This is a genomic window from Planococcus sp. APC 3906, from assembly GCF_030407685.1.
GTDB classification, from domain to species: domain Bacteria; phylum Bacillota; class Bacilli; order Bacillales_A; family Planococcaceae; genus Planococcus; species Planococcus koreensis.
In genome coordinates, this window is the sequence record NZ_JASDCW010000004.1 from 68,435 (window position 1) to 95,107 (window position 26,673).

Annotated in this window: 24 protein-coding genes; all 24 read left to right on the forward strand. The window is 46.4% G+C overall.

The window, feature by feature from the left end; all coding sequences use genetic code 11:
* The first annotated feature begins 1 nt into the window (after position 1).
* The 24 genes from hslV to pnp all read left to right on the forward strand — a co-directional run bounded on the left by hslV (position 2) and on the right by pnp (position 26,625).
* Complete coding sequence (hslV, locus tag QMA09_RS03870; RefSeq protein ID WP_135503828.1) at positions 2 to 550, forward strand: ATP-dependent protease subunit HslV; 549 nt, start codon at positions 2 to 4, stop codon at positions 548 to 550.
* Positions 547 to 1,941 (forward strand): ATP-dependent protease ATPase subunit HslU, encoded by a 1,395-nt coding sequence (gene hslU / locus QMA09_RS03875; protein WP_135503830.1) that lies wholly within the window; start codon positions 547 to 549, stop codon positions 1,939 to 1,941. The genes hslV and hslU overlap by 4 nt, the downstream gene beginning before the upstream one ends.
* A gap of 95 nt (positions 1,942 to 2,036) precedes the next feature.
* Positions 2,037 to 2,816 carry a GTP-sensing pleiotropic transcriptional regulator CodY gene (codY, locus tag QMA09_RS03880; protein ID WP_290212075.1) on the forward strand — a complete coding sequence of 260 codons (780 nt, stop codon included), beginning with the start codon at positions 2,037 to 2,039 and terminating at the stop codon, positions 2,814 to 2,816.
* A gap of 286 nt (positions 2,817 to 3,102) precedes the next feature.
* A complete protein-coding gene (gene rpsB, locus QMA09_RS03885) occupies positions 3,103 to 3,819 on the forward strand; it encodes a 30S ribosomal protein S2 (RefSeq protein WP_135503835.1) in 717 nt (238 codons plus the stop codon).
* A gap of 87 nt (positions 3,820 to 3,906) precedes the next feature.
* Complete coding sequence (gene tsf, locus QMA09_RS03890) at positions 3,907 to 4,791, forward strand: translation elongation factor Ts (protein ID WP_290212076.1); 885 nt, start codon at positions 3,907 to 3,909, stop codon at positions 4,789 to 4,791.
* 79 nt (positions 4,792 to 4,870) lie between these two features.
* On the forward strand, positions 4,871 to 5,596 hold the full coding sequence (gene pyrH / locus QMA09_RS03895) for a UMP kinase (protein ID WP_135503839.1): 726 nt from the start codon (positions 4,871 to 4,873) through the stop codon (positions 5,594 to 5,596).
* Entirely contained in the window at positions 5,596 to 6,153 is a 558-nt protein-coding gene (gene frr, locus QMA09_RS03900) for a ribosome recycling factor (RefSeq protein ID WP_290212077.1), read from the forward strand. Before pyrH ends, frr begins: the two co-directional genes overlap by 1 nt.
* 154 nt (positions 6,154 to 6,307) lie before the next feature.
* Positions 6,308 to 7,105: an undecaprenyl pyrophosphate synthase gene (locus QMA09_RS03905; protein ID WP_135503843.1), complete on the forward strand. Its 798-nt coding sequence runs from the start codon at positions 6,308 to 6,310 to the stop codon at positions 7,103 to 7,105.
* Positions 7,102 to 7,893, forward strand: a complete 792-nt coding sequence (locus QMA09_RS03910; protein WP_135503845.1) for a phosphatidate cytidylyltransferase — start codon at positions 7,102 to 7,104, stop codon at positions 7,891 to 7,893. Before QMA09_RS03905 ends, QMA09_RS03910 begins: the two co-directional genes overlap by 4 nt.
* A gap of 16 nt (positions 7,894 to 7,909) precedes the next feature.
* Positions 7,910 to 9,055, forward strand: a complete 1,146-nt coding sequence (dxr, locus tag QMA09_RS03915) for a 1-deoxy-D-xylulose-5-phosphate reductoisomerase (RefSeq protein WP_290212078.1) — start codon at positions 7,910 to 7,912, stop codon at positions 9,053 to 9,055.
* Positions 9,056 to 9,096: 41 nt separating this feature from the next.
* Positions 9,097 to 10,356 (forward strand): RIP metalloprotease RseP, encoded by a 1,260-nt coding sequence (gene rseP / locus QMA09_RS03920; protein WP_290212079.1) that lies wholly within the window; start codon positions 9,097 to 9,099, stop codon positions 10,354 to 10,356.
* A gap of 65 nt (positions 10,357 to 10,421) precedes the next feature.
* A complete protein-coding gene (locus QMA09_RS03925; protein WP_290212080.1) occupies positions 10,422 to 12,125 on the forward strand; it encodes a proline--tRNA ligase in 1,704 nt (567 codons plus the stop codon).
* A gap of 89 nt (positions 12,126 to 12,214) precedes the next feature.
* Complete coding sequence (locus QMA09_RS03930) at positions 12,215 to 16,528, forward strand: PolC-type DNA polymerase III (protein WP_290212081.1); 4,314 nt, start codon at positions 12,215 to 12,217, stop codon at positions 16,526 to 16,528.
* A gap of 124 nt (positions 16,529 to 16,652) precedes the next feature.
* Positions 16,653 to 17,138 carry a ribosome maturation factor RimP gene (gene rimP / locus QMA09_RS03935; protein ID WP_135503855.1) on the forward strand — a complete coding sequence of 162 codons (486 nt, stop codon included), beginning with the start codon at positions 16,653 to 16,655 and terminating at the stop codon, positions 17,136 to 17,138.
* A gap of 22 nt (positions 17,139 to 17,160) precedes the next feature.
* Positions 17,161 to 18,288, forward strand: a complete 1,128-nt coding sequence (gene nusA, locus QMA09_RS03940; RefSeq protein ID WP_290212082.1) for a transcription termination factor NusA — start codon at positions 17,161 to 17,163, stop codon at positions 18,286 to 18,288.
* Between the two features lie 20 nt (positions 18,289 to 18,308).
* Positions 18,309 to 18,590 (forward strand): RNase P modulator RnpM, encoded by a 282-nt coding sequence (gene rnpM, locus QMA09_RS03945; protein ID WP_135503859.1) that lies wholly within the window; start codon positions 18,309 to 18,311, stop codon positions 18,588 to 18,590.
* Complete coding sequence (locus tag QMA09_RS03950) at positions 18,590 to 18,907, forward strand: YlxQ family RNA-binding protein (RefSeq protein WP_135503861.1); 318 nt, start codon at positions 18,590 to 18,592, stop codon at positions 18,905 to 18,907. The genes rnpM and QMA09_RS03950 overlap by 1 nt, the downstream gene beginning before the upstream one ends.
* A 4-nt stretch (positions 18,908 to 18,911) precedes the next feature.
* Positions 18,912 to 21,275: a translation initiation factor IF-2 gene (infB, locus tag QMA09_RS03955; protein ID WP_290212083.1), complete on the forward strand. Its 2,364-nt coding sequence runs from the start codon at positions 18,912 to 18,914 to the stop codon at positions 21,273 to 21,275.
* Positions 21,272 to 21,550, forward strand: coding sequence for a DUF503 domain-containing protein (locus tag QMA09_RS03960; protein WP_135505236.1), 279 nt, complete (start codon positions 21,272 to 21,274; stop codon positions 21,548 to 21,550). Before infB ends, QMA09_RS03960 begins: the two co-directional genes overlap by 4 nt.
* 18 nt (positions 21,551 to 21,568) lie before the next feature.
* Complete coding sequence (gene rbfA, locus QMA09_RS03965) at positions 21,569 to 21,922, forward strand: 30S ribosome-binding factor RbfA (protein WP_135505238.1); 354 nt, start codon at positions 21,569 to 21,571, stop codon at positions 21,920 to 21,922.
* A 112-nt stretch (positions 21,923 to 22,034) separates the two neighbouring features.
* The gene (gene truB, locus QMA09_RS03970; protein ID WP_290212084.1) at positions 22,035 to 22,964 is read left to right on the forward strand and encodes a tRNA pseudouridine(55) synthase TruB; all 930 of its coding nucleotides are present in this window, start codon (positions 22,035 to 22,037) and stop codon (positions 22,962 to 22,964) included.
* 1 nt (position 22,965) lies between these two features.
* Complete coding sequence (locus QMA09_RS03975; protein ID WP_290212085.1) at positions 22,966 to 23,916, forward strand: bifunctional riboflavin kinase/FAD synthetase; 951 nt, start codon at positions 22,966 to 22,968, stop codon at positions 23,914 to 23,916.
* Positions 23,917 to 24,053: 137 nt separating this feature from the next.
* Positions 24,054 to 24,323, forward strand: a complete 270-nt coding sequence (gene rpsO / locus QMA09_RS03980; RefSeq protein ID WP_135505245.1) for a 30S ribosomal protein S15 — start codon at positions 24,054 to 24,056, stop codon at positions 24,321 to 24,323.
* A gap of 187 nt (positions 24,324 to 24,510) precedes the next feature.
* Positions 24,511 to 26,625 (forward strand): polyribonucleotide nucleotidyltransferase, encoded by a 2,115-nt coding sequence (pnp, locus tag QMA09_RS03985; RefSeq protein WP_290212086.1) that lies wholly within the window; start codon positions 24,511 to 24,513, stop codon positions 26,623 to 26,625.
* Positions 26,626 to 26,673: the final 48 nt, after the last annotated feature.

The window sequence follows — 26,673 nt, forward strand, 5'->3', positions numbered from 1 at the left end:
AATGGAGCAATTTCATGCAACAACGATTTTTGCGGTGCAGCATAACGGGGAATGCGCCATGTCGGGCGACGGCCAGGTGACTTTTGGCAATGCGGTGGTCATGAAGCATACGGCGCGGAAGGTACGGCGCCTGTACGATGGCAAAGTCCTGACGGGGTTTGCTGGATCTGTCGCTGACGCATTTACCTTATTCGAGATGTTCGAAGGCAAGCTGACGGAATACAACGGCAACCTGCAGCGTTCGGCGGTTGAACTTGCGAAACAATGGCGGGGCGATAAAATGCTGCGCCAATTGGAAGCGATGCTGATCGTCATGGACCGGGATGAGTTATTGCTGGTGTCGGGCACGGGTGAAGTGATTGAACCGGATGACGGCATCTTGGCAATCGGCTCCGGCGGGAATTATGCGCTGGCTGCCGGCCGTGCGCTGAAAAAATACGCAGGCGACCACATGACGGCAGCAGAAATTGCGCAGTCGGCATTGGAAACGGCAGCGGACATTTGCGTTTACACGAATCATCAAATTGTATTGGAGGAGCTGTCCAAATGAAAAAACAGCAAGATTTAACTCCGAGGCAAATAACTGAACACCTGGATCGTTACATTGTCGGCCAGAAAGATGCAAAACGTTCGATCGCGATTGCATTGCGCAACCGGTACCGGAGAAGCCGGTTGGACGATGAGCTGCGTGATGAAGTGATACCGAAGAATATTCTGATGATCGGGCCAACAGGCGTCGGCAAGACCGAAATTGCACGGCGCATCGCTAAATTGACTGGCGCCCCATTTGTTAAAGTGGAAGCCACGAAATTCACGGAAGTCGGCTATGTCGGCCGGGATGTGGAATCGATGGTGCGCGATTTGGTGGAAGCAGCTGTACGAATCGTTAAAGAAGAGCGCTTTGAAGCGGTGAAAGACCAAGCGGAAGCAGCAGCGAACGACCGAATCGTCAAATTGCTGGCACCGTCGCTTAAGAAAAAAAGCACGGGCCAAAATCCGCTGGAAATGCTGTTCGGCCAGAAAATGGATCAAGAAGACGAAGATCCTGTGGCGGAAGTGGAAGTGCGCGTCAAGCGCAGAGAAATTGCTGCTGACCTGAAGGCTGGAAAACTTGAAGATCAAGTGATCACGATTGAAGTTACAGAAAATACAGCTACGATGTTTGATGCTTTGCAAGGTTCGGGAATGGAACAAATGGGCGCGAACATGCAGGATGCTTTGTCATCGCTGATGCCGAAAAAGACGAAAAAACGCAAAATGCAAGTTAAGGAAGCGCGGCGGATCCTCGCTGCGGAAGAAGCGGCGAAGCTTGTCGACGACGATGAACTTGCAGCAGAAGCAATCGAGCGTTCCGAACAGAATGGCATTATATTCATTGACGAGATGGATAAAATCGCCAGCAAAAACAGCTCTTCAGCTGATGTTTCCCGTGAAGGTGTCCAACGGGATATCCTGCCGATCGTAGAAGGCTCGACCGTGTCGACCAAATACGGCTCTGTCAAAACTGATTATATGCTGTTCGTCGCAGCAGGGGCATTTCATATGTCAAAGCCATCCGATTTGATCCCTGAACTGCAAGGGCGCTTCCCGATCCGCGTCGAATTGCAGAAGCTTGAAGTCGATGATTTTGTCAAAATTCTTACAGAACCTAAACATTCTTTGATAAATCAGTATAAAGCACTTCTCGAAACAGAGGGAGTTGTGATACACTTCAATGATGCGTCAATAATCAGACTTGCGGAAATCGCCTATCAAGTGAATCAGGAAACTGATAATATAGGTGCGCGAAGACTCCACACAATTCTGGAACGGTTGTTGGAGGACCTATCTTTTGAAGCAAGTGAAATTTCGCCGGCCCAGATCGACATAACGCCGCAGTACGTTAATGAAAAACTGGAAAATGTGGCGAAAAACAAAGATTTGTCACAATTTATTTTGTGATTTGAAGCATATAAGTATCATTAAAGTGTAAAAACCTTTAGAATATTTAATAAATACGTTCGAAAATTGTCGAAAATTGTAGGAGGCTCATTTATATGAATCTATTGGAAAAAACTAGAAGAATTAACTCGATGTTGCAAGCAGCTGCAGGAAAGCCTGTAAACTTTAAAGATATGGCTGAAACATTGAGCGAAGTAATCGAATGCAACGCTTTCGTCGTTAGCCGTAAAGGTAAATTGCTAGGTTTCGCAGTAAGCCAGCAAATCGAAAACGAACGCATGAAAGGGATGCTTGAAGAGCGCCAATTCCCGATTGAGTACACTCAAAACCTTTCAAACATCACTGAAACATCTGCTAACCTTGACGTTAACAGTGAGCACACGATCTTTCCAGTGGAAGAACGCGAATTGTTCGAAGATGGGTTGACGACGATCGTACCGATCATCGGCGGCGGCGAACGCTTAGGAACACTTCTTCTTGGACGCTTGAAAAACGAGTTCCAAGACGACGATTTGATTTTGGGTGAATACGGCGCGACAGTTGTCGGCATGGAAATCCTTCGCGAAAAAGGCGATCGCATCGAAGAAGAAGCGCGCAGCAAAGCTGTCGTTCAAATGGCGATTTCTTCTCTTTCTTACAGCGAGCTTGAAGCGATCGAGCACATTTTTGAAGAGCTTGACGGCAACGAAGGCCTTCTAGTCGCTTCAAAAATCGCTGACCGCGTAGGCATTACGCGTTCAGTAATCGTTAACGCGCTTCGCAAACTTGAAAGCGCAGGCGTTATCGAATCACGCTCCCTAGGAATGAAAGGGACATACATCAAAGTATTGAACACGAAATTCCTAGCTGAGCTAGAACAATTGAAAATGAACTAATTGCACGATCGAAGATGCCGGATTACATTCCGGCATCTTTTTTTTGCGCGTCTGGCTTTGTTGGAGCGGCCGGTGAATGCGGGAGATTTTAATTTCCCATTCACACAATCTGCTCTCCGGAGAATTTGTGGCAGAAACTTCTTGCGGCAAAAGACTAGGCATGCTATAATTTCAAATGGTGTTAAATACACACGCATTTCGATTTGAGCCGCAGGTGCTTGAAAAAGTAACGGTTCAGAGAAGAAAAATGCGGAGGGAAAAAATAACCTATCAGGAGGAAACACACATGTCAGTAATTTCTATGAAACAATTGCTTGAAGCTGGTGTACACTTTGGCCACCAGACTCGCCGTTGGAACCCGAAAATGAAAAAATATATTTTCGTTGAGCGTAACGGTATCTACATTATCGATCTTCAAAAAACAGTCCGCAAATTGGAAGAGGCTTATAGCTTCATGAAACAAGTGGGCGAAGAAGGCGGTAAAGTATTATTCGTTGGAACGAAAAAACAAGCACAAGACGCGATCAAAGAAGAAGCTGAACGTTCTGGCAACTACTACATCAACCAACGCTGGTTGGGTGGTACATTGACTAACTTCGGTACAATCCAGAAGCGTGTCAACCGCTTGAAGCAAATCGAGCGCATGGAAGAAGACGGTACTTTTGAAGTCCTTCCTAAAAAAGAAGTAGTACAATTGAAAAAACAACACGAACGCCTTGTTAAATTCCTTGGCGGAATCCGTGATATGAGTTCACTGCCGGACGTAATGTTCGTAGTTGACCCACGCAAAGAACGCATCGCTGTTGCAGAAGCAATGAAATTGAACATTCCAATCGTTGGTATCGTAGATACAAACTGTGATCCGGATGAAATCGATTACGTTATTCCTGCAAACGATGACGCAATCCGCGCAGTTAAGCTTTTGACTGGTAAAATGGCAGATGCTTTGCTTGAGTCAAAACCAGAAGTAGAAGAAGAAACTCCAGCTGAAGCTGCTGAGTAATTCACAAGTATTACAGGTGATAAGCGGCGAAACCCACTTATCACCTTTTTTTGAGAAAATGTTCTTATTTTAAGGAGGAATTTAATCATGGCAGTTACAGCACAAATGGTAAAAGAATTGCGTGAAAAAACAGGCGCAGGTATGATGGATTGCAAAAAAGCATTAGTTCAAACAGATGGCGACATCGACGCAGCTATCGACTTCTTGCGTGAAAAAGGTCTTTCAAGCGCTTCTAAAAAAGCGGACCGCATTGCTGCTGAAGGGATTACAAATATTCTTGTCAAAGGCAACGAAGCTGTAATCTATGAAGTGAACGCGGAAACTGATTTCGTTGCTAAAAACGAAGGCTTCCAAACACTTGTTAAAGAGTTGGGCGAGCACTTGATCGATACGAAGCCTGCAACAATTGAAGAAGCTACTGCTTCTACAATGTCAAACGGCCTTACTGTGGCTGACCACATTTCGAACGCAATCTCTAAAATCGGTGAAAAAATCACTTTGCGCCGCTTCGAAATACGCACGAAAACGGATGCTGATTCTTTTGGTCCTTACCTGCACATGGGCGGACGCATTTCAGTATTAGTTGTTCTTGAAAACTCTACAAACGCTGATGCAGCTCGCGATATCGCTATGCACATTGCAGCTTTGAACCCTAAATACGTTTCACGCGACGAAGTTTCTGCTGACGAAGTGGAACACGAGCGCAAAGTTTTGACTGAACAAGCACTTAACGAAGGCAAGCCTGAAAATATCGTTGCTAAAATGGTAGAAGGCCGCCTTGGTAAATACTTCGAAGACGTTTGCCTATTGGATCAAGCGTTTGTTAAGAACTCTGACCAAAAAGTACGTGACTTTGCAGCTTCTACAGGCGGTTCTGTAAAAGAATTCATCCGCTACGAAGTCGGCGAAGGCATCGAAAAACGCGAAGACAACTTTGCTGATGAAGTTATGAGCCAAGTAAACAAAAAATAAGTTTTATTATCATAGGATAGACTTGGGGAACACTGAATGTGTTCCCTATTTTTCAATAAAAGTGTAACGGAGGGTACCGATGAGTGTTCAACAATATAAACGCATTGTACTAAAACTTAGTGGAGAAGCGATGGCTGGAGAAAAAGGATTCGGATTATCTCCTGAAATCATCAAATCGGTTGCTGCCCAAGTAAAAGAAGTTGTTGAACTTGGTGTGGAAGTTGCTGTAGTCGTAGGCGGCGGAAATATCTGGAGAGGCAAGATCGGCTCGGAGATGGGAATGGACCGCGCAACTGCTGATTATATGGGCATGCTTGCAACTGTCATGAATTCCTTGGCATTGCAGGATTCCTTAGAAAAGCAAGATGTAGAAACAAGAGTCCTTTCTTCTATTGAAATGCGCCAGGTTGCAGAACCTTACATCCGCAGAAGAGCGATCCGCCATTTGGAAAAGAAACGCGTCGTCATTTTTGCGGCCGGTACTGGAAACCCGTACTTCTCTACAGACACGACAGCTGCACTTAGAGCTGCCGAAATAGAAGCCGATGTCATTTTAATGGCTAAAAACAATGTGGATGGAGTTTACTCAGCGGATCCTAAAACTGATTTAACTGCTGTTAAGTATGAAGAGCTTTCATATTTCGATGTAATTCAACAAGGATTGCAGGTAATGGATTCGACTGCTTCCACACTTTGCATGGACAATGATATTCCACTCGTAGTATTCTCTATTATGGAAAATGGAAACATAAAACGAGCTGTTCTCGGTGAAAAAATCGGGACAGTAGTGAGGAGAACATTATAATGCCAAAATCAGTGATAAAAGATGCGAAGACAAAAATGGATAATGCAATCCAAGCTTTTTCCCGTGAACTTGCTTCAATTCGTGCAGGGCGCGCAAATCCGTCAATCCTTAACAAATTGACGGTGGATTATTATGGTGCACCAACTCCGATCAACCAAGTAGCAGGCATCGCTGTTCCAGAAGCACGCCTTATCGTCATTCAGCCGTACGATAAGACGATTCTTGGCGATATTGAAAAAGCAATCATGAAATCGGATTTGGGCTTAAGCCCATCCAATGACGGCATTGTAATCCGCTTGGCAATTCCAGCGTTGACAGAAGAGCGCCGCAAAGATCTTGTGAAACAAGTGAAAAAAGAAGCGGAAGAAGCTAAAGTCGGAATCCGCAACATTCGCCGTGACGCAAACGATGATTTGAAAAAGCTTGAGAAGAAAAGTGAAATCACGGAAGACGATTTGCGCAGCTATTCGGATGAAGTGCAAAAGTTGACTGATTCATTTATCGTGAAAATCGATGAAGTTGCAAAAGACAAAGAAAAAGAAATCATGGAAGTATAAATCGAACTTTCCACGAGGAAAAGCGTTCTGTTTAACAGGACGCTTTTTTTCATGCCAAAAATATGGCAATGGCGCGAAAGAAAGCGCACAACGCTATTTTTTTTGATATGATAAGCATTAGACATGCCGATTTGTAATAGGTGGAGGAATAAATATGTTCAATAAATTATTAAAGCGAATGGCTGATACAGAAACTGCAATAGAAAATGATGAACGAGTATATGCTGCTGCGGCGCAAAAAGTGCCTGAGCATATCGCCATTATCATGGACGGCAATGGCCGATGGGCTAAGAAGCGTTCGCTGCCGAGAGTAGCGGGGCATCATGAAGGCATGAAGACGGTCAGAAAAATCACTAAGCTGGCCAACGAATTGGGTGTCAGCTATTTGACCTTATATGCTTTTTCCACTGAAAATTGGAAACGGCCAAAAATGGAAGTGGATTTTTTGATGCGTCTTCCAGAAGAATTTTTATCTGTGTTTCTCCCGGAATTGATTGAAGAGAACGTTAGGGTGGAAATGATGGGGTATCACCACAACCTGCCTGCCCATACAATAGAAGCGGTTAGAAAAGCGAAAGAAGCAACGAAGGACAACACGGGGCTGGTCTTGAACTTTGCTTTAAATTACGGCAGCCGAGCTGAAATTGTCGATGCAGTGAAAAATATTGCAGCCCAAGTAGCGGCTGGAACATTGGACATTTCGGAAATTACCGAAGAACACATCACGACAGGGCTGATGTCGTGCGACATGCCTGAACCTGATTTGTTGATCCGGACAAGCGGCGAAGTCCGTTTGAGCAATTTCATGCTCTGGCAATTGGCTTATACCGAATTTTGGTTCACAGAAACTTTATGGCCGGATTTCGGGGAAGAGTCATTGCTCGAAGCGATTGAGAATTACCAGAAACGCAATCGCAGGTTCGGAGGATTGAAAGGGGAAGAAGCGAATTGAAACAGCGTATTATCACTGGAATCATTGCTGCAGCTCTCTTTATTCCCTTCGTTATCTATGGGGGTGCGCCGCTGACCATACTTTTGTATGGACTTGCAACGGTAGGCCTTCAGGAATTATTGAATATGAAGGGCAGAAGCTTGCTCAGTATACCCGGTCTAATTTCTTTAATCGCGCTATATGCCTTCATGATGCCAGATGAATGGGCGCAATGGGTATTTGAAACAACAGGTTATGTAAAAGTCGAATTCGCTTTTCTTGCGGTTATATTGCTGTTGATCCACACGGTGGTCGTGAAGAATAGTTTTACATTCGACGACGCTGCTTTTGCTATTTTAGGTACACTTTATATTGGCGTCGGCTTCTTTTACATGATTGAAACACGTGCTGCAGGGCTGGATTATGTCGTTTACGCATTATTGGTTGTGTGGTTCACCGACTCAGGGGCTTATTTTACGGGACGGAAAATCGGCAAGCGCAAATTATGGCCAGAAATCTCACCGAATAAAACCATTGAAGGGTTTGTCGGCGGCATTGTCTGGGCAATTGGCATTGCTTTAATCTTGAATTATTTTGTGGATTTGGATAAACCGATTCTGATCATCATCATCGTGACGATTATCGCTTCTGTTTTCGGACAGATGGGCGACCTGGTTGAATCTGCATTGAAAAGACATTTCAATGTCAAGGATTCAGGCAACATCCTACCAGGGCATGGCGGGATTTTAGACCGTTTTGACAGCATTCTTTTTGTCATGCCGTTATTGCATTTTCTACATTTCATCTAGGAGAGGGAGCATCTGAATGACCAAAAAAATCATTTTATTAGGGGCAACCGGTTCGATCGGTGTGCAGACGGCGGATATCATCCGTGAACATCATACTGAATTTCAGCTGGTTGGCTTTTCGGCAGGCAAAAACATAAGGTTAACAAAAGAAATGGTCCAAGAGTTCCATCCGGAAATCGTTTGTGTGCAAAACGAAGAAGACGCAGCGGCGCTGAGAGCAGAATTTCCTGCAGTGTCGTTCGTTTCCGGAAGCAAGGGCTTGATTGAGACCGCTACATACGATGCTGATATTTTAGTGAATGCGGTAATTGGCAGCGTGGGGCTAGAGCCGACTTTGGAAGCCATCAAGCTCGGCCGCACCATTGCAATAGCGAACAAAGAAACCTTGGTTACGGCAGGTCATCTTGTCATGGAAAGCGCAAAGCGTTACGGCGCTATGATTTTACCGGTTGACAGCGAGCATTCTGCGCTCTTCCAAGCGCTGAACGGAGAAAAGCTTGAACAGGCAAGCCGTTTGATCTTAACGGCATCCGGCGGCAGCTTCCGCGACTTGGCGCGTTCGGAACTTGAAAACGTCACGGTCAAAGAAGCATTGGATCATCCGAACTGGTCGATGGGCGCAAAAATAACCATCGATTCTGCGACCATGGTCAATAAAGGCTTGGAAGTGATTGAAGCGCATGTGCTTTTCGGCTTCGGCTATGACGATATCGATGTCTTGCTGCACCGCGAAAGCATCATCCATTCAATGGTGGAATTTCAAGATACGAGTGTTATGGCGCAATTGGGAACTCCTGATATGAGAGTTCCGATTCAATATGCGCTGACTTATCCGGATCGTTTGCCTAGACCGAATGCCAAAAGGCTGAATCTGGCGGAAATCGGCAAACTGCATTTTCAGGACATGGATTACGAACGTTTCCATGCGCTGAAGCTGGCATTTGATGCGGGCAGAACGGGGGGCACCATGACAACCGTTTTCAATGCTGCCAATGAACAGGCCGTTGCCATGTTCTTAGCCGGAGAAATCAAATTCCTGCACATCGAAGAGATGATCGAACGCGCGATGCAAAGCCACGACACGGTGCAAAGCCCGGATCTTGAGACGATCCTCCATGCAGACGCTCAAACAAGAAAATCCGTTAAAAACATGCTAAAATAACTTAAGACAAAACCGAGTATGGTTAATAAGGATGGGTTTAAATGGAAACAGTATTAGCGTTTGTCATAATTTTTGGTGCTTTGGTATTTTTCCATGAACTTGGACATTTTCTCTTTGCGAAAAGAGCCGGGATTCTGGTCCGTGAATTTGCAATCGGAATGGGACCGAAAATTTTAGGCATCACTAAAGGCGAAACGCTATATACGCTGCGGCTCCTGCCAATTGGCGGATATGTAAGAATGGCGGGCGAAGAAATGGATGCCATCCATATCCAAGCCGGACATCGTATAGGTGTTTTACTGAATAAAGAAGGACTTGCAACAAAAATCATCATGAACCAAAAAACCATGCATCCGGAAATACTGTTTCTGGAAGTGGAAGAAGCGGACCTGGATCGCGAACTTTACATCAAGGGCTATGATGAGGACGAGCAATTTGTCCGGATCGGCGTTGCCCGAGATGCTGTAATTGAAGAGAACGGCAAAGAAACCATTTTGGCTCCGTATGATCGCCAATTCGATTCGAAAAGTGTCGGCAATCGTTTCATGACCATCTTAGCCGGGCCACTTTTCAATTTCATCCTGGCTTTCTTCATCTTTACGGCGCTCGGCATGATGCAAGGGGTTCCTACATTCGAGCCGGTGATTACGGAAGTTGCTGAAGACAGCCCGGCGTCAGAAGCCGGCATGGAAAACGGCGACTTGGTAACCGAAATTGACGGAACTTCTATCTCGACTTGGGACGAGTTGGTCACAATCGTCCAGGGCAATGCCGGCAACGCGCTTCCATTTGAAGTGGAGCGCGGCGGCGAAACTTTGGACTTCACCATTACTCCGGAAGTATCAGAAGAATCTCCGGAAAAAGTCGGGGTCATTGGTGTACTTTACCAAAGCCCGATGGAAAAGGACTTTTTCGGGTCATTCGTTTATGGAGCAGAGCAGACAGTGTTCTGGTTCAAAGAAATTTTCCGCTTGCTGGGTATGCTGGTCACTGGCCAATTTACGATTGACGCATTGTCCGGTCCGGTAGGCATTTATAAAACGACAGAAGAAGTTGCGAAGTACGGCATCTTTACGTTAATGAGTTGGGCCGGTATGCTGAGCATCAACTTGGGCATCATGAACTTGCTGCCGCTTCCGGCTTTGGACGGAGGGCGTCTCATGTTCTTCATCCTAGAAGCGCTGCGCGGCAAGCCAGTGGACCGCCAAAAAGAAGGCATGGTCCATTTCGTCGGAATTATGCTGCTGATGTTATTGATGATCGTCGTAACGTGGAATGATATCCAGAAATTCTTCTTTTAAGAAAGCAGCTTTTCCAATATGAAAAAGCGACAAAAATTAACCAGTCAGTTGAGGTGTATTTTGGAATGAAACAAACAGCAACTTTTATCCCAACATTAAGAGAAACACCGGCTGATGCGGACGTAAAGTCCCATCAGCTATTATTGCGTGCAGGATTCATCCGCCAGAACACGAGCGGCATTTATTCGTTCCTGCCGCTGGGCAAACGCACATTGCAAAAAGTGGAGAATGTCATCCGTGAAGAAATGGAAGCTGTCAACAGTGTGGAAGTATTCCTTCCTGCCTTGCAGCAAGCAGAACTTTGGATGGAAACCGGCCGCTGGTATTCATATGGCAACGAGCTGATGAGGCTGACGGACCGCAACAACCGCGCATTTGCACTCGGCGCAACGCATGAAGAAGTCATTACGAGCCTTTTGCGCGACGAAATCAAATCTTATAAGAAATTGCCGTTGAATTTATTCCAGATCCAATCGAAATTCCGTGACGAAAAACGCCCACGCTTCGGTTTGCTGCGCGGCCGTGAATTTTTGATGAAAGATGCTTATTCTTTCCATGCGACTACAGAAAGCTTAGACGACACATACAATGATATGATGCAGGCCTACACGAACATCTTTACGCGGTTGGGCTTAAATTTCCGTGCGGTAATTGCAGATTCAGGTGCAATCGGCGGAAAAGACAACCACGAGTTCATGGTGCTGTCTGACATCGGTGAAGACACGATCGCCTATTCCGACCAGTCAAACTATGCAGCCAATATCGAAATGGCGGCAGTGAATGTCGAGTATCCGGTTTCAAACGAAGCCGAAAAAGAAATCGAAAAAGTGGCAACTCCAAACCAAAAGACAATTGCCGAGGTAGCGGACTATTTGAACGTATCTCCAGAGCAATGCATCAAGACCTTGGTTTTCAAAACGGATGAGGATTTTGTGATCGTCTTATCCCGCGGCGACCACGAAATCAATGACGTCAAAGTGAAGCATGCAACTGGCGCGAAAATAGTGGAAATGGCAACTCCTGAAGAAGTGTTGGAGCAATTGGGCTGTGAAATCGGATCTCTTGGTCCGGTCAAACTGAAATCGCCGATCCGCGTTTATGCGGACAATGGCGTCAAATCCATTGTTAATGGCGTAACTGGCGCGAACGAAGCCGGCTTCCATTTCATTAACGCGACGCCAGAAAAAGATTTCTCAATCGACACGTTTGCCGACTTGCGCTTCATCCAAGAAGGAGACGCTTCGCCGGACGGTGAAGGAGTCATCAAATTCGCAAAAGGCATTGAAGTTGGCCACATCTTCAAGCTTGGCACCACTTATAGTGAGCCGATGAAAGCGACATTCCTGAATGACCAGGGCCGTGCGATGCCTTATATTATGGGATGCTACGGTATCGGCGTTTCACGGGTAATGGCTGCAGTTGCTGAACAATTCCAGGACGACAACGGCTTTACTTGGCCGGATGTGATTGCACCTTATGAAATTCATATTGTACCGGTTAACATGAAAGACGAAACTCAGCGCGAGCTGGGCGAAGACCTTTATAAATTATTGAAGTCGTACCGCTATGAAGTGTTGCTTGATGACCGCATTGAGCGCGTGGGCGTCAAATTCGCAGATGCGGATTTGATCGGTTTGCCTGTCCGCATTACAGTCGGTAAAAAGGCTTCAGAAGGCATTCTTGAAGTGAAGTATCGCCGTACGGGAGAGACATTCGAGTGGAAACGCGAAGAATTGCTCGACCATTTGCAGCAATTCTTTAAGAAATAAGCGGATAATCTGATATGATTAAAGGAAAGTACAACTTGTACTTTCCTTTATTTTTTTCAATTTATAATACTGTTACAAAGGGGATAGTTATGACAAATCAGCAAGATCCAAAGATGCGGTTTAATCTGCTTCTTCAGCATCTCGATTTAACAGACGATGTGCATATGCCTTATTTCGAAGCGGCAGAACTGACTCGGATGACAGTCCATAAAAAAGAACGGACTTGGCGTTTTATGATTAAAGTAAAACAGACCTTGCCCTTGAAATTATATTTATTGCTGAAAGAACGGCTGTACGCGAACTTCTCTTCTATTGCGACAGTCCAATTGCAAATTCAGAGTGACGCGGCTTCGGCGGATGAAAACTTGGTTATGGAATATTGGAAATACGTCGTGGAAGAGTTTTCGGATATGGCGCCCCCATTGCGGGAACAGCTTATCAAACAAGCGCCGGAATGGAATGGCCAAAAGCTGATGGTCAAATGCAGCCGAGAGCATGAAATGATGGCGCTGAAATCCAAATACAGCGATAAACTCGCAGCAGCATATCAGCAATTCGGCTTTTCACGGCTTGTCGTGGACTTCCATCTTTCTGAAGAAAACAACGAAGCGCAGGCGGCCCATGAAGCCTTCATGCAGGAACGTTTAGCGGAAGAGGAAGAAATGGCGAAGAAAGCTGTAGCCGATATGAAAAAACGCGATACCGACCGCAAAGAAAACGGCGGCCATTCCGGACCATTCCAAATGGGCGTCAATATCAAACCGGATGAGCCGATTGCCGAGATCAAGTCCATTGTCGACGAAGAACGCCGGATCACTATTGAAGGCTTTGTATTCGATGTGGAAGTGCGCGAACTGCGAAGCGGCCGTTCCTTGTTGACGGTGAAAATCACCGACTACACTGATTCGATTCTGGTGAAAATGTTCTCGCGTGACAAAGAAGACGCGGAGCTGATGGCAAATGTCCAAAAAGGCATGTGGCTGAAAGCACGCGGGTCAATCCAAACGGACACTTTTGTGCGTGATTTGGTCATGATGGCTCAGGATATGGTGGAAATCAATCCTGTAAGGCGTTTGGACACAGCAACTGACAAACGGTCTGAGCTGCATCTACATACACCAATGAGTGCGATGGATGCGGTGTCTTCTGTAGACTCGCTTGTCGCTCAAGCGGCGAAATGGGGCCACCCAGCAATCGCTATCACGGACCATGCCGGTGTGCAATCATTTCCGGATGCCTATGCGGCCAGCAAAAAACATGGCATCAAGGCCATCTTCGGATTAGAAGCGAACCTCGTCGATGACGGAGTGCCAATCGCATACGAAGAGCGCCATGCCTTGCTTGAAGAAGAGACATTCGTCGTATTCGATTTGGAGACGACGGGGCTGTCTGCTGTTTACGACACAATCATCGAACTTGCAGCTGTGAAGATTAAAGGCGGCAACATCATTGATAAGTTCGAAAGCTTTGCAAATCCACACCATGAACTATCAGCGACGACGATTGATTTGACTGGCATTACCGACGATATGGTGAAAAACGCGCCGGAAGTCGAAGAAGTCATCCGCAAATACCACGAATGGGCAGGGGACCACATCATGGTGGCGCATAATGCAGCTTTTGATATGGGCTTCCTGTACGTCTGCTATAAAAAATACGGCATCGACAAAAAGCATGCGACGATCGATACGCTGGAACTTGCGCGTATGCTTCATCCAGAACTGAAAAGCCATCGCCTCAATACATTGGCGAAGAAATTCGGCATCGAGTTGACCCAGCATCACCGGGCAATCTACGATACTGAGGCGACGTCTTATCTTTTGACGCATTTATTGAAAGAAGCGCACCAGAAAGGCATTCTTTACCATGACCAGTTGAATGATTACGTAGGCAGCAACGACGCTTACAAACGCGCAAGACCGACGCATTGCACATTGCTTGCCCAGAATGACGAAGGCTTGAAAAATCTGTTCAAGCTGGTTTCTGCATCGCATATCGATTATTTCTACCGTGTGCCGCGCATCCCGCGTTCATTGCTGCAGCGCCACCGCAAAGGCTTGCTTGTCGGCTCAGGCTGCGATAAAGGCGAAGTTTTCGAAGCAGTTATGCAAAAGTCGATGGAAGAAGTTGAACAAACAGCTAAATTTTATGATTATCTCGAAGTCCATCCAAAAGAAGTCTATTCCCATTTAATCGAACGGGAATTGATCCGCGATGAATGGAACTTGGAAGATGTAATCCGAAAATTGGTGAAAGTCAGCCGCAAATTGGAAATCCCATTGGTGGCGACAGGCAACGTCCATTACTTGGATGAAACAGATGCCATTTTCCGCCAGGTATTGATCGGGTCACAAGGCGGAGCGAATCCGTTAAATCGCCACAAACTGCCGAAAGTCCATTTCCGCACCACCAATGAAATGCTTGAAGCGTTCGACTTTTTAGGCGAAGAAACAGCGTATGAACTTGTCGTAGCGAATTCGAATAAAATCGCGGATATGATCGACACGGTCAAACCAATCAAAGATGAGTTGTATACGCCGAAAATTGAAGGCGCAGACGAAGAAGTCAGGGAATTGAGTTATTCCATGGCCCATCAGATTTACGGCCCGACGCTTCCGGAAATCGTTGAAGCTCGCATCGAAAAAGAATTGAAGTCCATCATCGGCCACGGTTTTGCGGTCATTTATTTGATCTCCCATAAGCTGGTTAAACGGTCCTTGGATGACGGCTATTTGGTAGGGTCTCGGGGATCGGTCGGTTCATCGTTGGTTGCAACACTCACCGAAATCACGGAAGTCAATCCTCTGCCGCCTCATTACATCTGCCGGAAATGCAAAACATCCGAGTTCTTTGATGACGGTTCGGTCGGCTCCGGTTTTGATTTGCCTGATAAGGAATGTCCGGATTGCGGCATTCCGTTCCAAAAAGAAGGCCAGGATATTCCGTTTGAAACGTTCCTTGGCTTTAAAGGGGATAAAGTTCCCGATATCGATTTGAACTTCAGCGGCGACTATCAATCCAGAGCCCATAACTACACGAAAGAATTATTCGGCGAAGACAATGTATTCCGTGCGGGGACAATCGGTACGGTTGCCGAGAAAACCGCTTACGGCTATGTCCGGGGCTACGCCAACGACCGGGAGATGACGCTTCGCGGAGCGGAAATCGACCGTTTGGTGCAAGGTTGTTCAGGCGTCAAACGCAGCACTGGCCAGCATCCCGGCGGTATTATCGTTGTACCTGATTACATGGACATCTACGACTTCTCGCCAATCCAATTTCCGGCGGACGCCCAGGATTCAGAATGGAAAACGACGCATTTCGACTTCCATTCGATCCATGACAATCTGCTGAAACTGGATATTCTCGGACACGATGATCCGACGGTCATCCGGATGCTGCAGGATTTGTCGGGAATCGATCCGAAAACGATCCCGACCGACGATCCGGAAGTCATGAAAATCTTTTCCAGTGTAGATTCACTTGGCGTCTCTGAAAAACAGATTGGCTGTAAAACAGGAACATACGGCATCCCGGAATTCGGGACGCGTTTTGTGCGCCAGATGCTCGAAGAAACAAAACCGACGACATTCTCGGAACTGGTCCAGATTTCCGGATTGTCCCACGGCACTGACGTATGGCTGAGCAATGCCCAGGAACTCATCCAAAATGGCACATGCCAGCTGTCGGATGTTATCGGCTGCCGGGATGATATCATGGTCTACTTGATTTATCAGGGACTTGAATCTTCATTGGCATTTAAAATCATGGAGTCCGTACGAAAAGGGAAAGGCCTTACGCCTGAAATGGAAGAAGCGATGAAAAAAGAAGGGGTTCCGAATTGGTACATTGAATCGTGCAAAAAGATCAAGTACATGTTCCCGAAAGCCCACGCTGCAGCCTATGTATTAATGGCTGTCCGCATCGCTTATTTCAAAGTGCATTTCCCGATTCTTTATTACGCAGCATATTTCACGGTGCGTGCTGAGGATTTCGATGTCAATGCAATGGCAAAAGGTTCCTCGTCGATCCGCGCCAAATTGGATGAACTCAATTCCAAAGGGCTGGAAGCTTCAACAAAAGAAAAGAACTTGATGACGGTCATGGAATTGGCGCTTGAAATGGTGGAGCGCGGCTTTACATTCCAAAAGGTCGATTTGTATAAATCGTCCGCTGACGAGTTTATCATCGAAGGCACCAGTCTGATTCCTCCGTTCAATGCTATTCCGGGCCTTGGGACGAATGCAGCGAAATCGATTGTTGCTGCGCGCGGACTCGGGACGTTCTTGTCGAAAGAAGATCTTCAGCAGCGCGGACGCGTTTCGAAGACGATCATCGAATACATGGATGACCATGGCTGCCTTGAAGGAATGCCGGACGCCAATCAGCTGTCCCTGTTCTAGCAGGTTGCACAGCACCAGGCTTTATGGTATTATTGTAGTAACATTTATGAATAGCTCTGTCACGAAAGAGTGGGTTCTCCCGCTCTTTTCTGTTGTTATGGCATAAAATTGTCGGGAGGCATGTATGAGTAAAATTACTGAACAAATCGAACAAATCGCAATGCCCATCACCGAAGAATTGAACCTTGAACTTGTTGATGTGGAGTTTGTCAAAGAAGGGCGCAATTATTTCCTTCGCGTGTATGTGGATAATCCAGCAGCACCGATCGACATTGAACAATGTGCATTAGTGAGTGAAAAGCTTAGCGAAATTTTAGATGAGCTTGATCCGATCGAACAGAATTATTTCCTTGAAGTTTCTTCGCCAGGCGCTGAACGCCCGTTGAAAAAAGAAAAGGACTTTGAAAAGGCAATCGGCAAGCTTGTTTACATCAAAACCTATGAGCAAATCGATGGTGCAAAGGAATTCGAAGGCTATTTGCAGTCGTTTACTGAAGATGAAGTACAAATTGAAATCAAAATCAAAACACGCAGAAAAACAGCCACTTTCGACCGCAAGAAAATTGCAGTCATCCGTTTGGCCATTGATTTTTCTGTAAAACCTGATTGAAGAACGTGGGAGTGATAAAATAATGGGTAACGAGTTATTAGATGCATTGGATGCATTGGAAAAGCAAAAAGGTATTTCTAGAGATGTGTTGATTGAAGCGATCGAAGCTGCTTTGGTCACTGCGTATAAACGCAATTTCAACCAAGCACAGAATGTGCGCGTTGACTTGAATTTGGGTACTGGCACAATGCTGGTTTATTCCCGCAAAGATGTTGTCGAAGAAGTGGAAAATGAGTTCCTGCATATCTCACTTGAAGACGCTAAAGCGATTAACCCAGCTTACGAATTGGGTGATATTGTCGAAGAAGAAGTGACGCCGCGCAATTTTGGGCGTATCGCTGCTCAGACGGCTAAGCAAGTTGTGACACAGCGTGTACGCGAAGCTGAACGCGGCTTGATTTTCGAAGAGTTCGTCGATCGTGCGGACGACATCGTCAATGGCATCGTAGAACGCATGGATGCACGCAATCTGTATGTCGGCTTGGGCAAAGTAGAAGCGGTACTGCCGCAGACTGAGCAAATGCCGAACGAATCTTACCAGCCGCATGACCGCATCAAAGTTTATATTACGAAAGTTGAGCGCACCACACGCGGACCGCAAGTATTTGTATCGCGGACACATCCGGGATTATTGCGCCGGCTTTTTGAAAATGAAGTTCCTGAAATCTATGAAGGAATTGTCGAAATCAAATCGATTGCACGCGAAGCAGGAGACCGTTCGAAGATTTCTGTTGTGGCACACCGGGATGACATCGATCCAGTTGGATCATGCGTCGGAGCGAAAGGTGCTCGAGTACAGACAATCGTCAACGAGTTAAGCGGTGAAAAAATCGATATCGTTGAGTGGTCTGAAGAACCAGTGATTTTTGTAGCAAATGCATTGAGCCCTTCTAAAGTTCTCGATGTCCAAGTCAATGATGACGAAAAATCGACGACTGTTGTCGTACCGGATTACCAATTGTCATTGGCAATCGGCAAACGGGGCCAGAATGCACGCTTAGCAGCGAAGTTGACTGGCTGGAAAATCGATATCAAGAGTGAGACGGATGCGCGTGAAATGGGCATCTACCCTAACGAAAACGCATCGATTGAAAAAGTCGAGTCGGATGAAGACCTTGAAGATTTCGATTTTTACGGTGAAAAAGAATAATCAGGAAAAGGTGATGTCCGTTGGCTCTGCAAAAGAAAATTCCATTACGGAAGTGTGTGGCTACAGGCGAGATGCATCCTAAAAAAGAAATGATCCGGATTGTGCGGAACAAAGAAGGCGAAGTTTTTGTCGATTTGACCGGCAAGAAATCGGGTCGCGGCGCCTATGTTTCAAAGTCGGAATCGGCTATTGAAATTGCACGCAAAAAGAAAGTATTGGACAATCAGCTGGAAACGAAAGTGCCTGCTGAAATTTACGACGAATTGATTCGCGTTGTCCAAAGAGAGCAGTTGAAGCAATAGTGAATAAAGATAAAATCCTACAATTACTGGGATTGGCTACCCGCGCTCGCATGACGATAACCGGGGAAGAAATGACAGTAAATGAAGTGCGCAAAGGAAATGTGGAATTGGTCCTCTTGTCCGAAGACGCTTCAAAAAATACAAATAAAAAATTGCATGATAAATGCAAATCTTATAATGTCGACCTCGAGGTATTCGGAACGCGTTTCGAATTGGGGCATGCAATCGGCAAGGCAGAGCGCGTAACCGTAGCGATAACTGATGCTGGTTTTGCGAAGAAAATCAAGAACTTGATCGATGAAAATAACCGGGGGTGAGCAGATGACCAAAATTCGAGTACACGAGTACGCTAAAAAAGTAGATAAGCCAAGCAAAGAAATCATTCAGCAGTTATCTAAGCTGAATATTGAGGTTGCCAACCATATGGCAACATTGGAAGACAATGCTGTAACAAAATTAGACGGCATTTATAAAAATTCTGCACAAGGGCAGCGTCCACAAACACAAAGCCGTCCGCAAACTGGCGGGCAATCACGCCCACAAGGCCAAACTCAATCACGTCCGCAGGGCCAAAGCCAGTCACGTCCACAAAGCGGCGGGCAATCACGTCCGCAAGGCCAAGGCCAGTCACGTCCGCAAAGCGGCGGGCAATCACGTCCACAAGGACAAGGCCAATCACGTCCACAAGGACAAGGCCAATCACGTCCACAAACTGGTGGACAAGGAGGCCAGAGCCGCTCTTCTGCAGCTCCGGCAAAAGGCTCCAACTTTACACCGAAAGCGGCTAAACCGACAGCAGGCCCGGGACAACGCAATAACCGTCCAGGCAGCGGCGGTCCAGGGCGCGGCGGACAAAACCGCAACCGCAAAGGCAAAAATCAGCAGCAGCCGGTAAACCCACTGCCGCCGATGCCGAAAAGAGAAAAAGAATTGCCAGCTAAAATTACGTTCAGCGAGTCATTGACTGTTGGCGAATTGGCGAAAAAATTAGGGCGCGAGCCGTCTGAAATCATCAAAAAATTATTCATGCTCGGCGTAATGGCTACCATTAACCAAGAGCTTGATAAAGATGCAATCGAATTGATCTGTGCTGAGTATGAAGTGGAAGTTGAAGAAGAAATCTTGGTTGATAAATCCGACCTTGAAGTTTACTTCGAGCCTGAAGACGAAGCGCTTCAACAAGAGCGTCCACCAGTTGTTACAATCATGGGACACGTTGACCATGGTAAAACAACTTTGCTGGATTCGATCCGCAACACGAAAGTGACTGCAGGCGAAGCTGGTGGAATCACGCAGCATATCGGCGCATACCAGGTTGTTGACAATGGCAAAAAAATCACGTTCCTTGATACTCCTGGACACGCAGCGTTTACAACGATGCGCGCACGCGGAGCAAAAGTGACGGATATTGCCATTATCGTCGTAGCTGCTGATGACGGCGTTATGCCTCAGACAGTAGAAGCGATCAACCATGCGAAAGCTGCAGAAGTTCCAATCATTATTGCGGTCAACAAAATGGATAAGCCAAGCGCAAACCCTGATCGCGTGATGCAAGAATTGACTGAGCATGGACTTGTACCTGAAGCATGGGGCGGCGAAACGATTTTCGTTCCGATTTCTGCCCTTAAAGGCGAAGGCATCGACTCGCTTCTAGAAATGATCTTACTTGTTTCGGAAGTCGGGGAATTGAAAGCGAATCCTGCCCGCCGTGCAATCGGTACTGTAATCGAAGCAGAGCTTGATAAAGGCCGCGGTTCGGTTGCTACATTGCTTGTGCAAGATGGCACACTCAACGTTGGAGATCCAATCGTTGTCGGCAACACTTACGGACGCGTCCGTGCAATGGTCAATGACCTTGGACGCCGCGTTAAAGATGCAGGCCCATCTACACCAGTTGAAATTACAGGGTTGAACGATGTGCCGCAAGCGGGCGACCGTTTCGTCGTCTTTGAAGACGAAAAAACTGCGCGCCAAGTCGGTGAAACTCGTGCGACTTCAGCGCTTCAAGTACAGCGTTCTGAGAAAACACGCGTCACGCTCGATAACTTATTCGACCAGTTGAAGCAAGGCGAAATGAAAGAATTGAACTTGATCGTCAAAGCTGACGTACAAGGTTCGGTTGAAGCGATGGCTGCTTCATTGATGAAAATCGATGTTGAAGGCGTCAATGTTAAAATCATCCACACGGGCGCAGGCGCCATTACGGAATCAGACGTTGCTCTTGCAGCAGCATCAAATGCAATTGTCATCGGCTTTAACGTACGCCCTGACATCAACGCAAAACGTGCTGCAGAAGCAGAAGGCGTAGATATCCGCCTGCACCGCATCATTTATAAAGTAATCGAAGAAATCGAATTTGCAATGAAAGGGTTATTGGACCCTGAATTCGAAGAGAAAATCATCGGCCAAGCCGAAGTGCGCAGCACATTCAAAGTCTCTAAAGTCGGCACAATTGCCGGAAGCTATGTAATCGAAGGCAAAATCACCCGCGACAGCGGCGTCCGCGTCATCCGTGAAGGCATCGTCGTGTTCGAAGGCGAGATCGACACGTTGAAACGATTCAAAGACGATGCAAAAGAAGTTGCAAAAGGCTACGAATGCGGTATCACGATCAAAAACTTCAATGATGTCAAAGAACTGGACATCATCGAAGCTTACATCATGGAAGAAATCGAACGTAAATGATTCTCTACATGGAATGTGAATTCTTCATTCCAGTAGCCCATTCGTTAAAAGAAAAACGGGCAGTGGTCAAAAGCATGCTGACCCGTTCAAGACAGAAATTCAATGTTTCCGGTGCGGAAATTGATCACCAGAACGTCTGGCAGCGAACGCGCCTTGCATTTGTCACTGTGTCTTCTTCGAAAGATGCAGCGGACAAAGAAATCGAGCGCGTCCTGCACTTTCTGGAAAGCAATCCAGCATGGGAATGCCTTGAAATCCATAAAGAATATTTGTAAGAACGAGGTGAAGTAAAAATGACTATGCGCTCTAATCGTGTAGGCGAGCAAATGAAAAAAGAGCTTAGCGACATTATCAGCCGTAAGCTGAAAGATCCGCGCATCGGTTTCGTAACCGTGACGGATGTGGAAGTTACAGGCGATCTTCAGCAAGCGACTGTTTATATCAGCGTGCTTGGTGATGATAAAGCGAAAGAACAAACTTTGCTCGGCTTGTCTAAGTCAAAAGGTTTTATCCGTTCTGAAATCGGACAGCGGATCCGGCTGCGCAAAACGCCGGAATTGTCGTTTGAAATTGACTCCTCTGTAGCATACGGGAACCGGATCGATTCACTATTGCGTGACATCAAAGAACCGAACGAAGAACAATGATCCCACCCGAAGCCTGCTGTCTAATTTTCTTAGATCAGCAGGCTTTTTTTGTGGAAGATGCATTAACCGCCAAATAGCGGCGTCAGAAAATATGGCTGGGAGCTGAGATAAGATGGAATTGAACGGCGTTCTCCCTTTATGGAAAGAAAAAGGCATGACTTCGCATGATTGTGTATTTAAATTAAGAAAAATCTTGAAAACCAAAAAAGTGGGGCATACCGGCACTTTGGATCCGGACGTTGACGGCGTGCTGCCGATTTGCATCGGACGCGCGACAAAAGTGGCGGAATACATCACAGACCAAGGGAAAGCATACGAAGCGGAAGTGACAATCGGCTATTCGACTGAAACGGAAGATGCGAGCGGTGCGGTTGTCGAAAGGGACGACAGCGAGAAAAAGGTGACACGTGAACAGCTGCTGGCTGTGCTGCAAAGTTTAACGGGTGTAATTACGCAAATCCCTCCGATGTTTTCAGCAGTGAAAGTCAATGGCAAAAAGCTTTATGAGTATGCGCGCCAGGGAATTCCTGTAGAACGTCCAGAACGCAAAGTACGCATTGATTCAATCGAATTGCTCGATGATGCACAGGAATGGAGCGGCCAGGAATTGAAATTCTCCATTTTCATCCGCTGCGGCAAAGGCACATATATCCGGACCTTGGCGGTTCAAATCGGGGAAGCGCTTGGCTTTCCAGCGCACATGTCGAATTTGAGGCGGACGGAATCGGGGGAATTCAAAGCGGAGGATTGCTTTACACTTGCTCAAGTGGCTGAAATTGCCCAAAATGGAGATATCGGCACGATTCTGAAACCGTTAAGCTACGGCTTGGGGGATTTCCCAGAAACTGAGATTGAAGCAGATTTGCTGTTCGGCATCAAGAACGGCCAAGTGCTGGACCGCCACCCGATGATGAGTGAACATGAATTTCTCGTGTTTACGGTCAATGGCCAACCGGTCGCGCTGTATAAGCGCCATCCAGAAAAAGCGGATAAGATGAAGCCTGAAAAAATGTTCGGATTTCCCGAAATCGACGAGGTGTAAGATGAAAATAATCCATTTAAGCTACCCGAACCACGTAAAACCTTCAGAAAACCTTGGCGCTGTTTCACTGGCGCTCGGCTTTTTTGATGGTGTACATAAGGGACATCAAAAAGTCATCGGCGAAGCGATCCAGGTTGCTGACAAGCTTCATGCCCAATCCGCTGTCATGACGTTCGATCCACATCCTTCACTCGTGCTCGGCGGCAGAAAAGAAGAAGTCTTCTATATTACGCCGATGCAGGAAAAGATGGAGATCCTGAGTGAAATGGGCGTCGACATCTGTTTTATCGTCCGCTTCACTTCCGACTTTGCACAGCTGACTCCCGCACAATTCGTTCAGCACTTTATCAAAGATCTGGGCGTCGTTCATGTGACTGCCGGATTCGATTATTCATTTGGCTGCAAAGGCCAAGGCAATATGGAATTGATGCAGGAAATGGCGGATGGTGCGTTTGGTGTCACTATTATCAAGAAGCAGGAAGACGGCGAAGAGAAAATCAGTTCGACGCGGATCCGCAGCTTGTTGAAGTCCGGTGAAGTCGGGGAAGTTTGCCGGCTTCTCGGGCGGCCGTTCCGCATATCCGGGACGGTAGTCAATGGCGATAAGCGCGGACGCACCATCGGTTTCCCGACGGCCAACGTCGAACAGGAAATCGGAACATTCGTACCCGGGCGCGGCGTCTATGCTGTCCGAATCTGGGTGCAAGGTGCGGTTTACGATGGAGTCTGCAACGTCGGCTTCAAACCGACATTCAATAACCCCGATGAGAAAAGGCTCAGCGTCGAAGTCCACATCTTGGATTTTGATAAGAACATCTACGGAGAAATGGTCCTTGTTGACTGGTATGCACGCATCCGCGACGAGCAGAAGTTTTCGGGCATCGAAGAACTGAAGAGCCAAATCCAGCGCGACAAGGAAACAGCAATTGAATTTTTTAAATCCCAAGGCTGACCGACACTGTTGATTTTGCACGGGGCATATGCTATGATTTGTTAGTACTGAAACAGTACAAACCATTGCTTGGCAAATCGAATCACCAACGTTTGCTCAGTAATTGGGGATATCAGAAATTAGGAGGTGGACACAGTATGGCAATCACTCAAGAGCGTAAAAATGAATTGATCAGTGAATACAAAGTGCACGATACAGATACTGGATCTGCACATATTCAAATCGCCATTCTTACAGAAGACATCAACAACTTGAACGAACATTTGCGTACCCACAAGAAAGATCACCACTCACGCCGTGGACTTTTCAAAATGGTAGGACGCCGTCGTAACTTGCTTAAATACTTGCGCGAGAACGATGTACAAGGTTACCGTGACTTGATCGCGAAACTTGGCTTACGCCGATAATAACAACCAGAAAAAAGCGGGATTCGTCCCGCTTTTTCTTTATGCGTAAAAAATTCAACATTCAATCGCATGATGAATGCTTTTTTGATACACTACTAGAAGATACATAAAGAGGAATTTCACTCAGAAAGCACGTTTACCACGGCTTGACTGGGGATGAAACATTGTAAGAGAGAGGAGCTCGATTATGGAGCAAACTAAAAAAGTCTATACATTCGATTGGGCTGGCCGCACATTGCAGGTCGAAGTCGGTCAATTAGCAAAACAAGCAAACGGAGCAGCATTAATCCGCTACGGCGATACAGCAGTGCTTTCCACTGCAACTGCTTCAAAAACGCCGAAGACATTGGATTTCTTCCCGCTCACTGTCAACTATGAAGAGCGTTTATACGCTGTCGGCAAAATCCCTGGCGGTTTCATCAAACGCGAAGGGCGTCCATCTGAAAAAGCGACGCTTATCAGCCGTTTAATCGACCGTCCGATCCGTCCGTTATTCCCAGACGGCTTCCGCAACGAAGTCCAAGTCATTTCTATGGTCATGTCTGTTGACCAGGATTGCCCTTCAGAAATGGCCGCAATGTTCGGTTCTTCATTGGCATTGATGATCTCGGATATTCCTTTTGGCGGGCCGATTGCTGGTGTTATCGTTGGGATGGTTGACGGAGAATACATCATCAACCCGACCAATGACCAATTGGCACAAAGCTCGATTAACTTGACTGTTGCCGGAACAAAAGATGCGATCAACATGGTGGAAGCAGGAGCGAAAGAAGTTTCTGAAGAAGTCATTTTGGAAGCAATCATGTTCGGCCACGAAGAAATCAAAAAATTGATCGCATTCCAGGAAGAGATTGCTGCTGAAGTTGCCAAAGAGAAAACGGCGATTCAATTGTATGAATTGGACCCGATCTTGATGGAAGAAATCAAATCGGCCGTTGAAACTGATTTAATCGCTGCTGTCCAAGTAAGTGAAAAGCAGGAGCGCAATGACGCGATTGCTGCAGTCAAAGAACGAGTTTTGGAAACTTATGCAGATTCTGATGACGCAGTGAAGAAACAAGCTGGTCAAATTTTAGATAAAATGGTAAAAGATGAAGTTCGCCGCTTGATCACGGATGAAAAAATCCGCCCAGATGGCCGCGCGCCTTCTGAAATCCGCGCATTGTCTTCTGAAATCGGTTTATTGAAACGCACACACGGTTCAGGTTTGTTCACACGCGGGCAGACGCAAGCGATGAGCATCTGTACACTTGGTGCACTGGGCGACGTTCAGATCATTGACGGCCTTGGCCTCGATGAATCGAAGCGTTTCATGCATCATTATAATTTCCCGTTGTTCTCAGTCGGTGAGACTGGATTCCTGCGCGGCCCTGGCCGCCGTGAAATCGGACACGGGGCTCTTGGGGAACGCGCACTTGAAGCGGTTCTTCCAAGCGAAAAAGACTTCCCGTACACAATCCGCTTAGTTGCGGAAGTATTGGAATCGAACGGCTCTACTTCACAGGCAAGCATCTGTGCTTCTACATTGGCGATGATGGATGCAGGCGTGCCAATTACTGCACCTGTAGCCGGAATTGCGATGGGACTTGTGAAAAAAGGCGAAAACTATACAGTATTATCCGATATTCAAGGGATGGAAGATTACCTTGGAGATATGGACTTTAAAGTTGCAGGAACTGCTAAAGGCATCACTGCACTTCAAATGGACATTAAAATCGATGGCCTTTCACGCGAAATTCTTGAAGAAGCTTTATCTCAGGCGCAAGTCGGCAGAATCCACATTTTGGAATCTATGCTGGCGACGATTTCTGAGCCGAAAACCCATCTTTCTGAATTTGCGCCGAAAATCATCATGGTCAAAATCAATCCGGATAAAATCCGCGATGTAATCGGGCCTGGCGGTAAAGTCATCAACAAAATCATCGAAGAAACAGGCGTTAAGATTGATACAGAGCAGGACGGCACAATCTTCGTTTCATCAGTAAATGAAGAAATGAACGCAAAAGCGAAAGCGATGATTGAAAACATCGTCCGCGAAGCGAAAGTCGGGGAATATTACGAAGGCAAAGTGAAGCGAATTGAAAAATTCGGTGCATTTGTTGAATTGTTCCCAGGCAAAGACGGACTTCTCCACATTTCTGAAATCCAGGAAGCACGGACGAAAGAAGTGGAAGATGTCTTGAAAATGGATGACGTCATCAAAGTGAAAGTTGTCGAAATCGACCGCCAAGGCCGTGTGAATTTATCACGCAAGATTGTCTTGAAGGAAGAAAAAGAAGCGGCTGAAAAAGCAGCTGAATAAGAAAAAATAGTGAAATTGCCAGCTCCGGTTGGCAATTTTTTCGCATTA

Excerpts from the sequence above, each read along its gene's own strand:
- hslU (WP_135503830.1), top strand. The coding sequence starts at position 547 with ATGAAAAAACAGCAAGATTTAACTCCGAGGCAAATAACTGAACACCTG.
- QMA09_RS03905 (WP_135503843.1), top strand. The coding sequence starts at position 6,308 with ATGTTCAATAAATTATTAAAGCGAATGGCTGATACAGAAACTGCAATA.
- hslV (WP_135503828.1), top strand. The coding sequence starts at position 2 with ATGGAGCAATTTCATGCAACAACGATTTTTGCGGTGCAGCATAACGGG.
- rseP (WP_290212079.1), top strand. The coding sequence starts at position 9,097 with ATGGAAACAGTATTAGCGTTTGTCATAATTTTTGGTGCTTTGGTATTT.
- infB (WP_290212083.1), top strand. The coding sequence starts at position 18,912 with ATGACCAAAATTCGAGTACACGAGTACGCTAAAAAAGTAGATAAGCCA.
- rimP (WP_135503855.1), top strand. The coding sequence starts at position 16,653 with ATGAGTAAAATTACTGAACAAATCGAACAAATCGCAATGCCCATCACC.
- QMA09_RS03975 (WP_290212085.1), top strand. The coding sequence starts at position 22,966 with ATGAAAATAATCCATTTAAGCTACCCGAACCACGTAAAACCTTCAGAA.
- rpsO (WP_135505245.1), top strand. The coding sequence starts at position 24,054 with ATGGCAATCACTCAAGAGCGTAAAAATGAATTGATCAGTGAATACAAA.
- dxr (WP_290212078.1), top strand. The coding sequence starts at position 7,910 with ATGACCAAAAAAATCATTTTATTAGGGGCAACCGGTTCGATCGGTGTG.
- QMA09_RS03960 (WP_135505236.1), top strand. The coding sequence starts at position 21,272 with ATGATTCTCTACATGGAATGTGAATTCTTCATTCCAGTAGCCCATTCG.
- rpsB (WP_135503835.1), top strand. The coding sequence starts at position 3,103 with ATGTCAGTAATTTCTATGAAACAATTGCTTGAAGCTGGTGTACACTTT.
- tsf (WP_290212076.1), top strand. The coding sequence starts at position 3,907 with ATGGCAGTTACAGCACAAATGGTAAAAGAATTGCGTGAAAAAACAGGC.
- rbfA (WP_135505238.1), top strand. The coding sequence starts at position 21,569 with ATGACTATGCGCTCTAATCGTGTAGGCGAGCAAATGAAAAAAGAGCTT.
- frr (WP_290212077.1), top strand. The coding sequence starts at position 5,596 with ATGCCAAAATCAGTGATAAAAGATGCGAAGACAAAAATGGATAATGCA.
- nusA (WP_290212082.1), top strand. The coding sequence starts at position 17,161 with ATGGGTAACGAGTTATTAGATGCATTGGATGCATTGGAAAAGCAAAAA.
- codY (WP_290212075.1), top strand. The coding sequence starts at position 2,037 with ATGAATCTATTGGAAAAAACTAGAAGAATTAACTCGATGTTGCAAGCA.
- pyrH (WP_135503839.1), top strand. The coding sequence starts at position 4,871 with ATGAGTGTTCAACAATATAAACGCATTGTACTAAAACTTAGTGGAGAA.
- QMA09_RS03930 (WP_290212081.1), top strand. The coding sequence starts at position 12,215 with ATGACAAATCAGCAAGATCCAAAGATGCGGTTTAATCTGCTTCTTCAG.
- truB (WP_290212084.1), top strand. The coding sequence starts at position 22,035 with ATGGAATTGAACGGCGTTCTCCCTTTATGGAAAGAAAAAGGCATGACT.
- QMA09_RS03925 (WP_290212080.1), top strand. The coding sequence starts at position 10,422 with ATGAAACAAACAGCAACTTTTATCCCAACATTAAGAGAAACACCGGCT.
- pnp (WP_290212086.1), top strand. The coding sequence starts at position 24,511 with ATGGAGCAAACTAAAAAAGTCTATACATTCGATTGGGCTGGCCGCACA.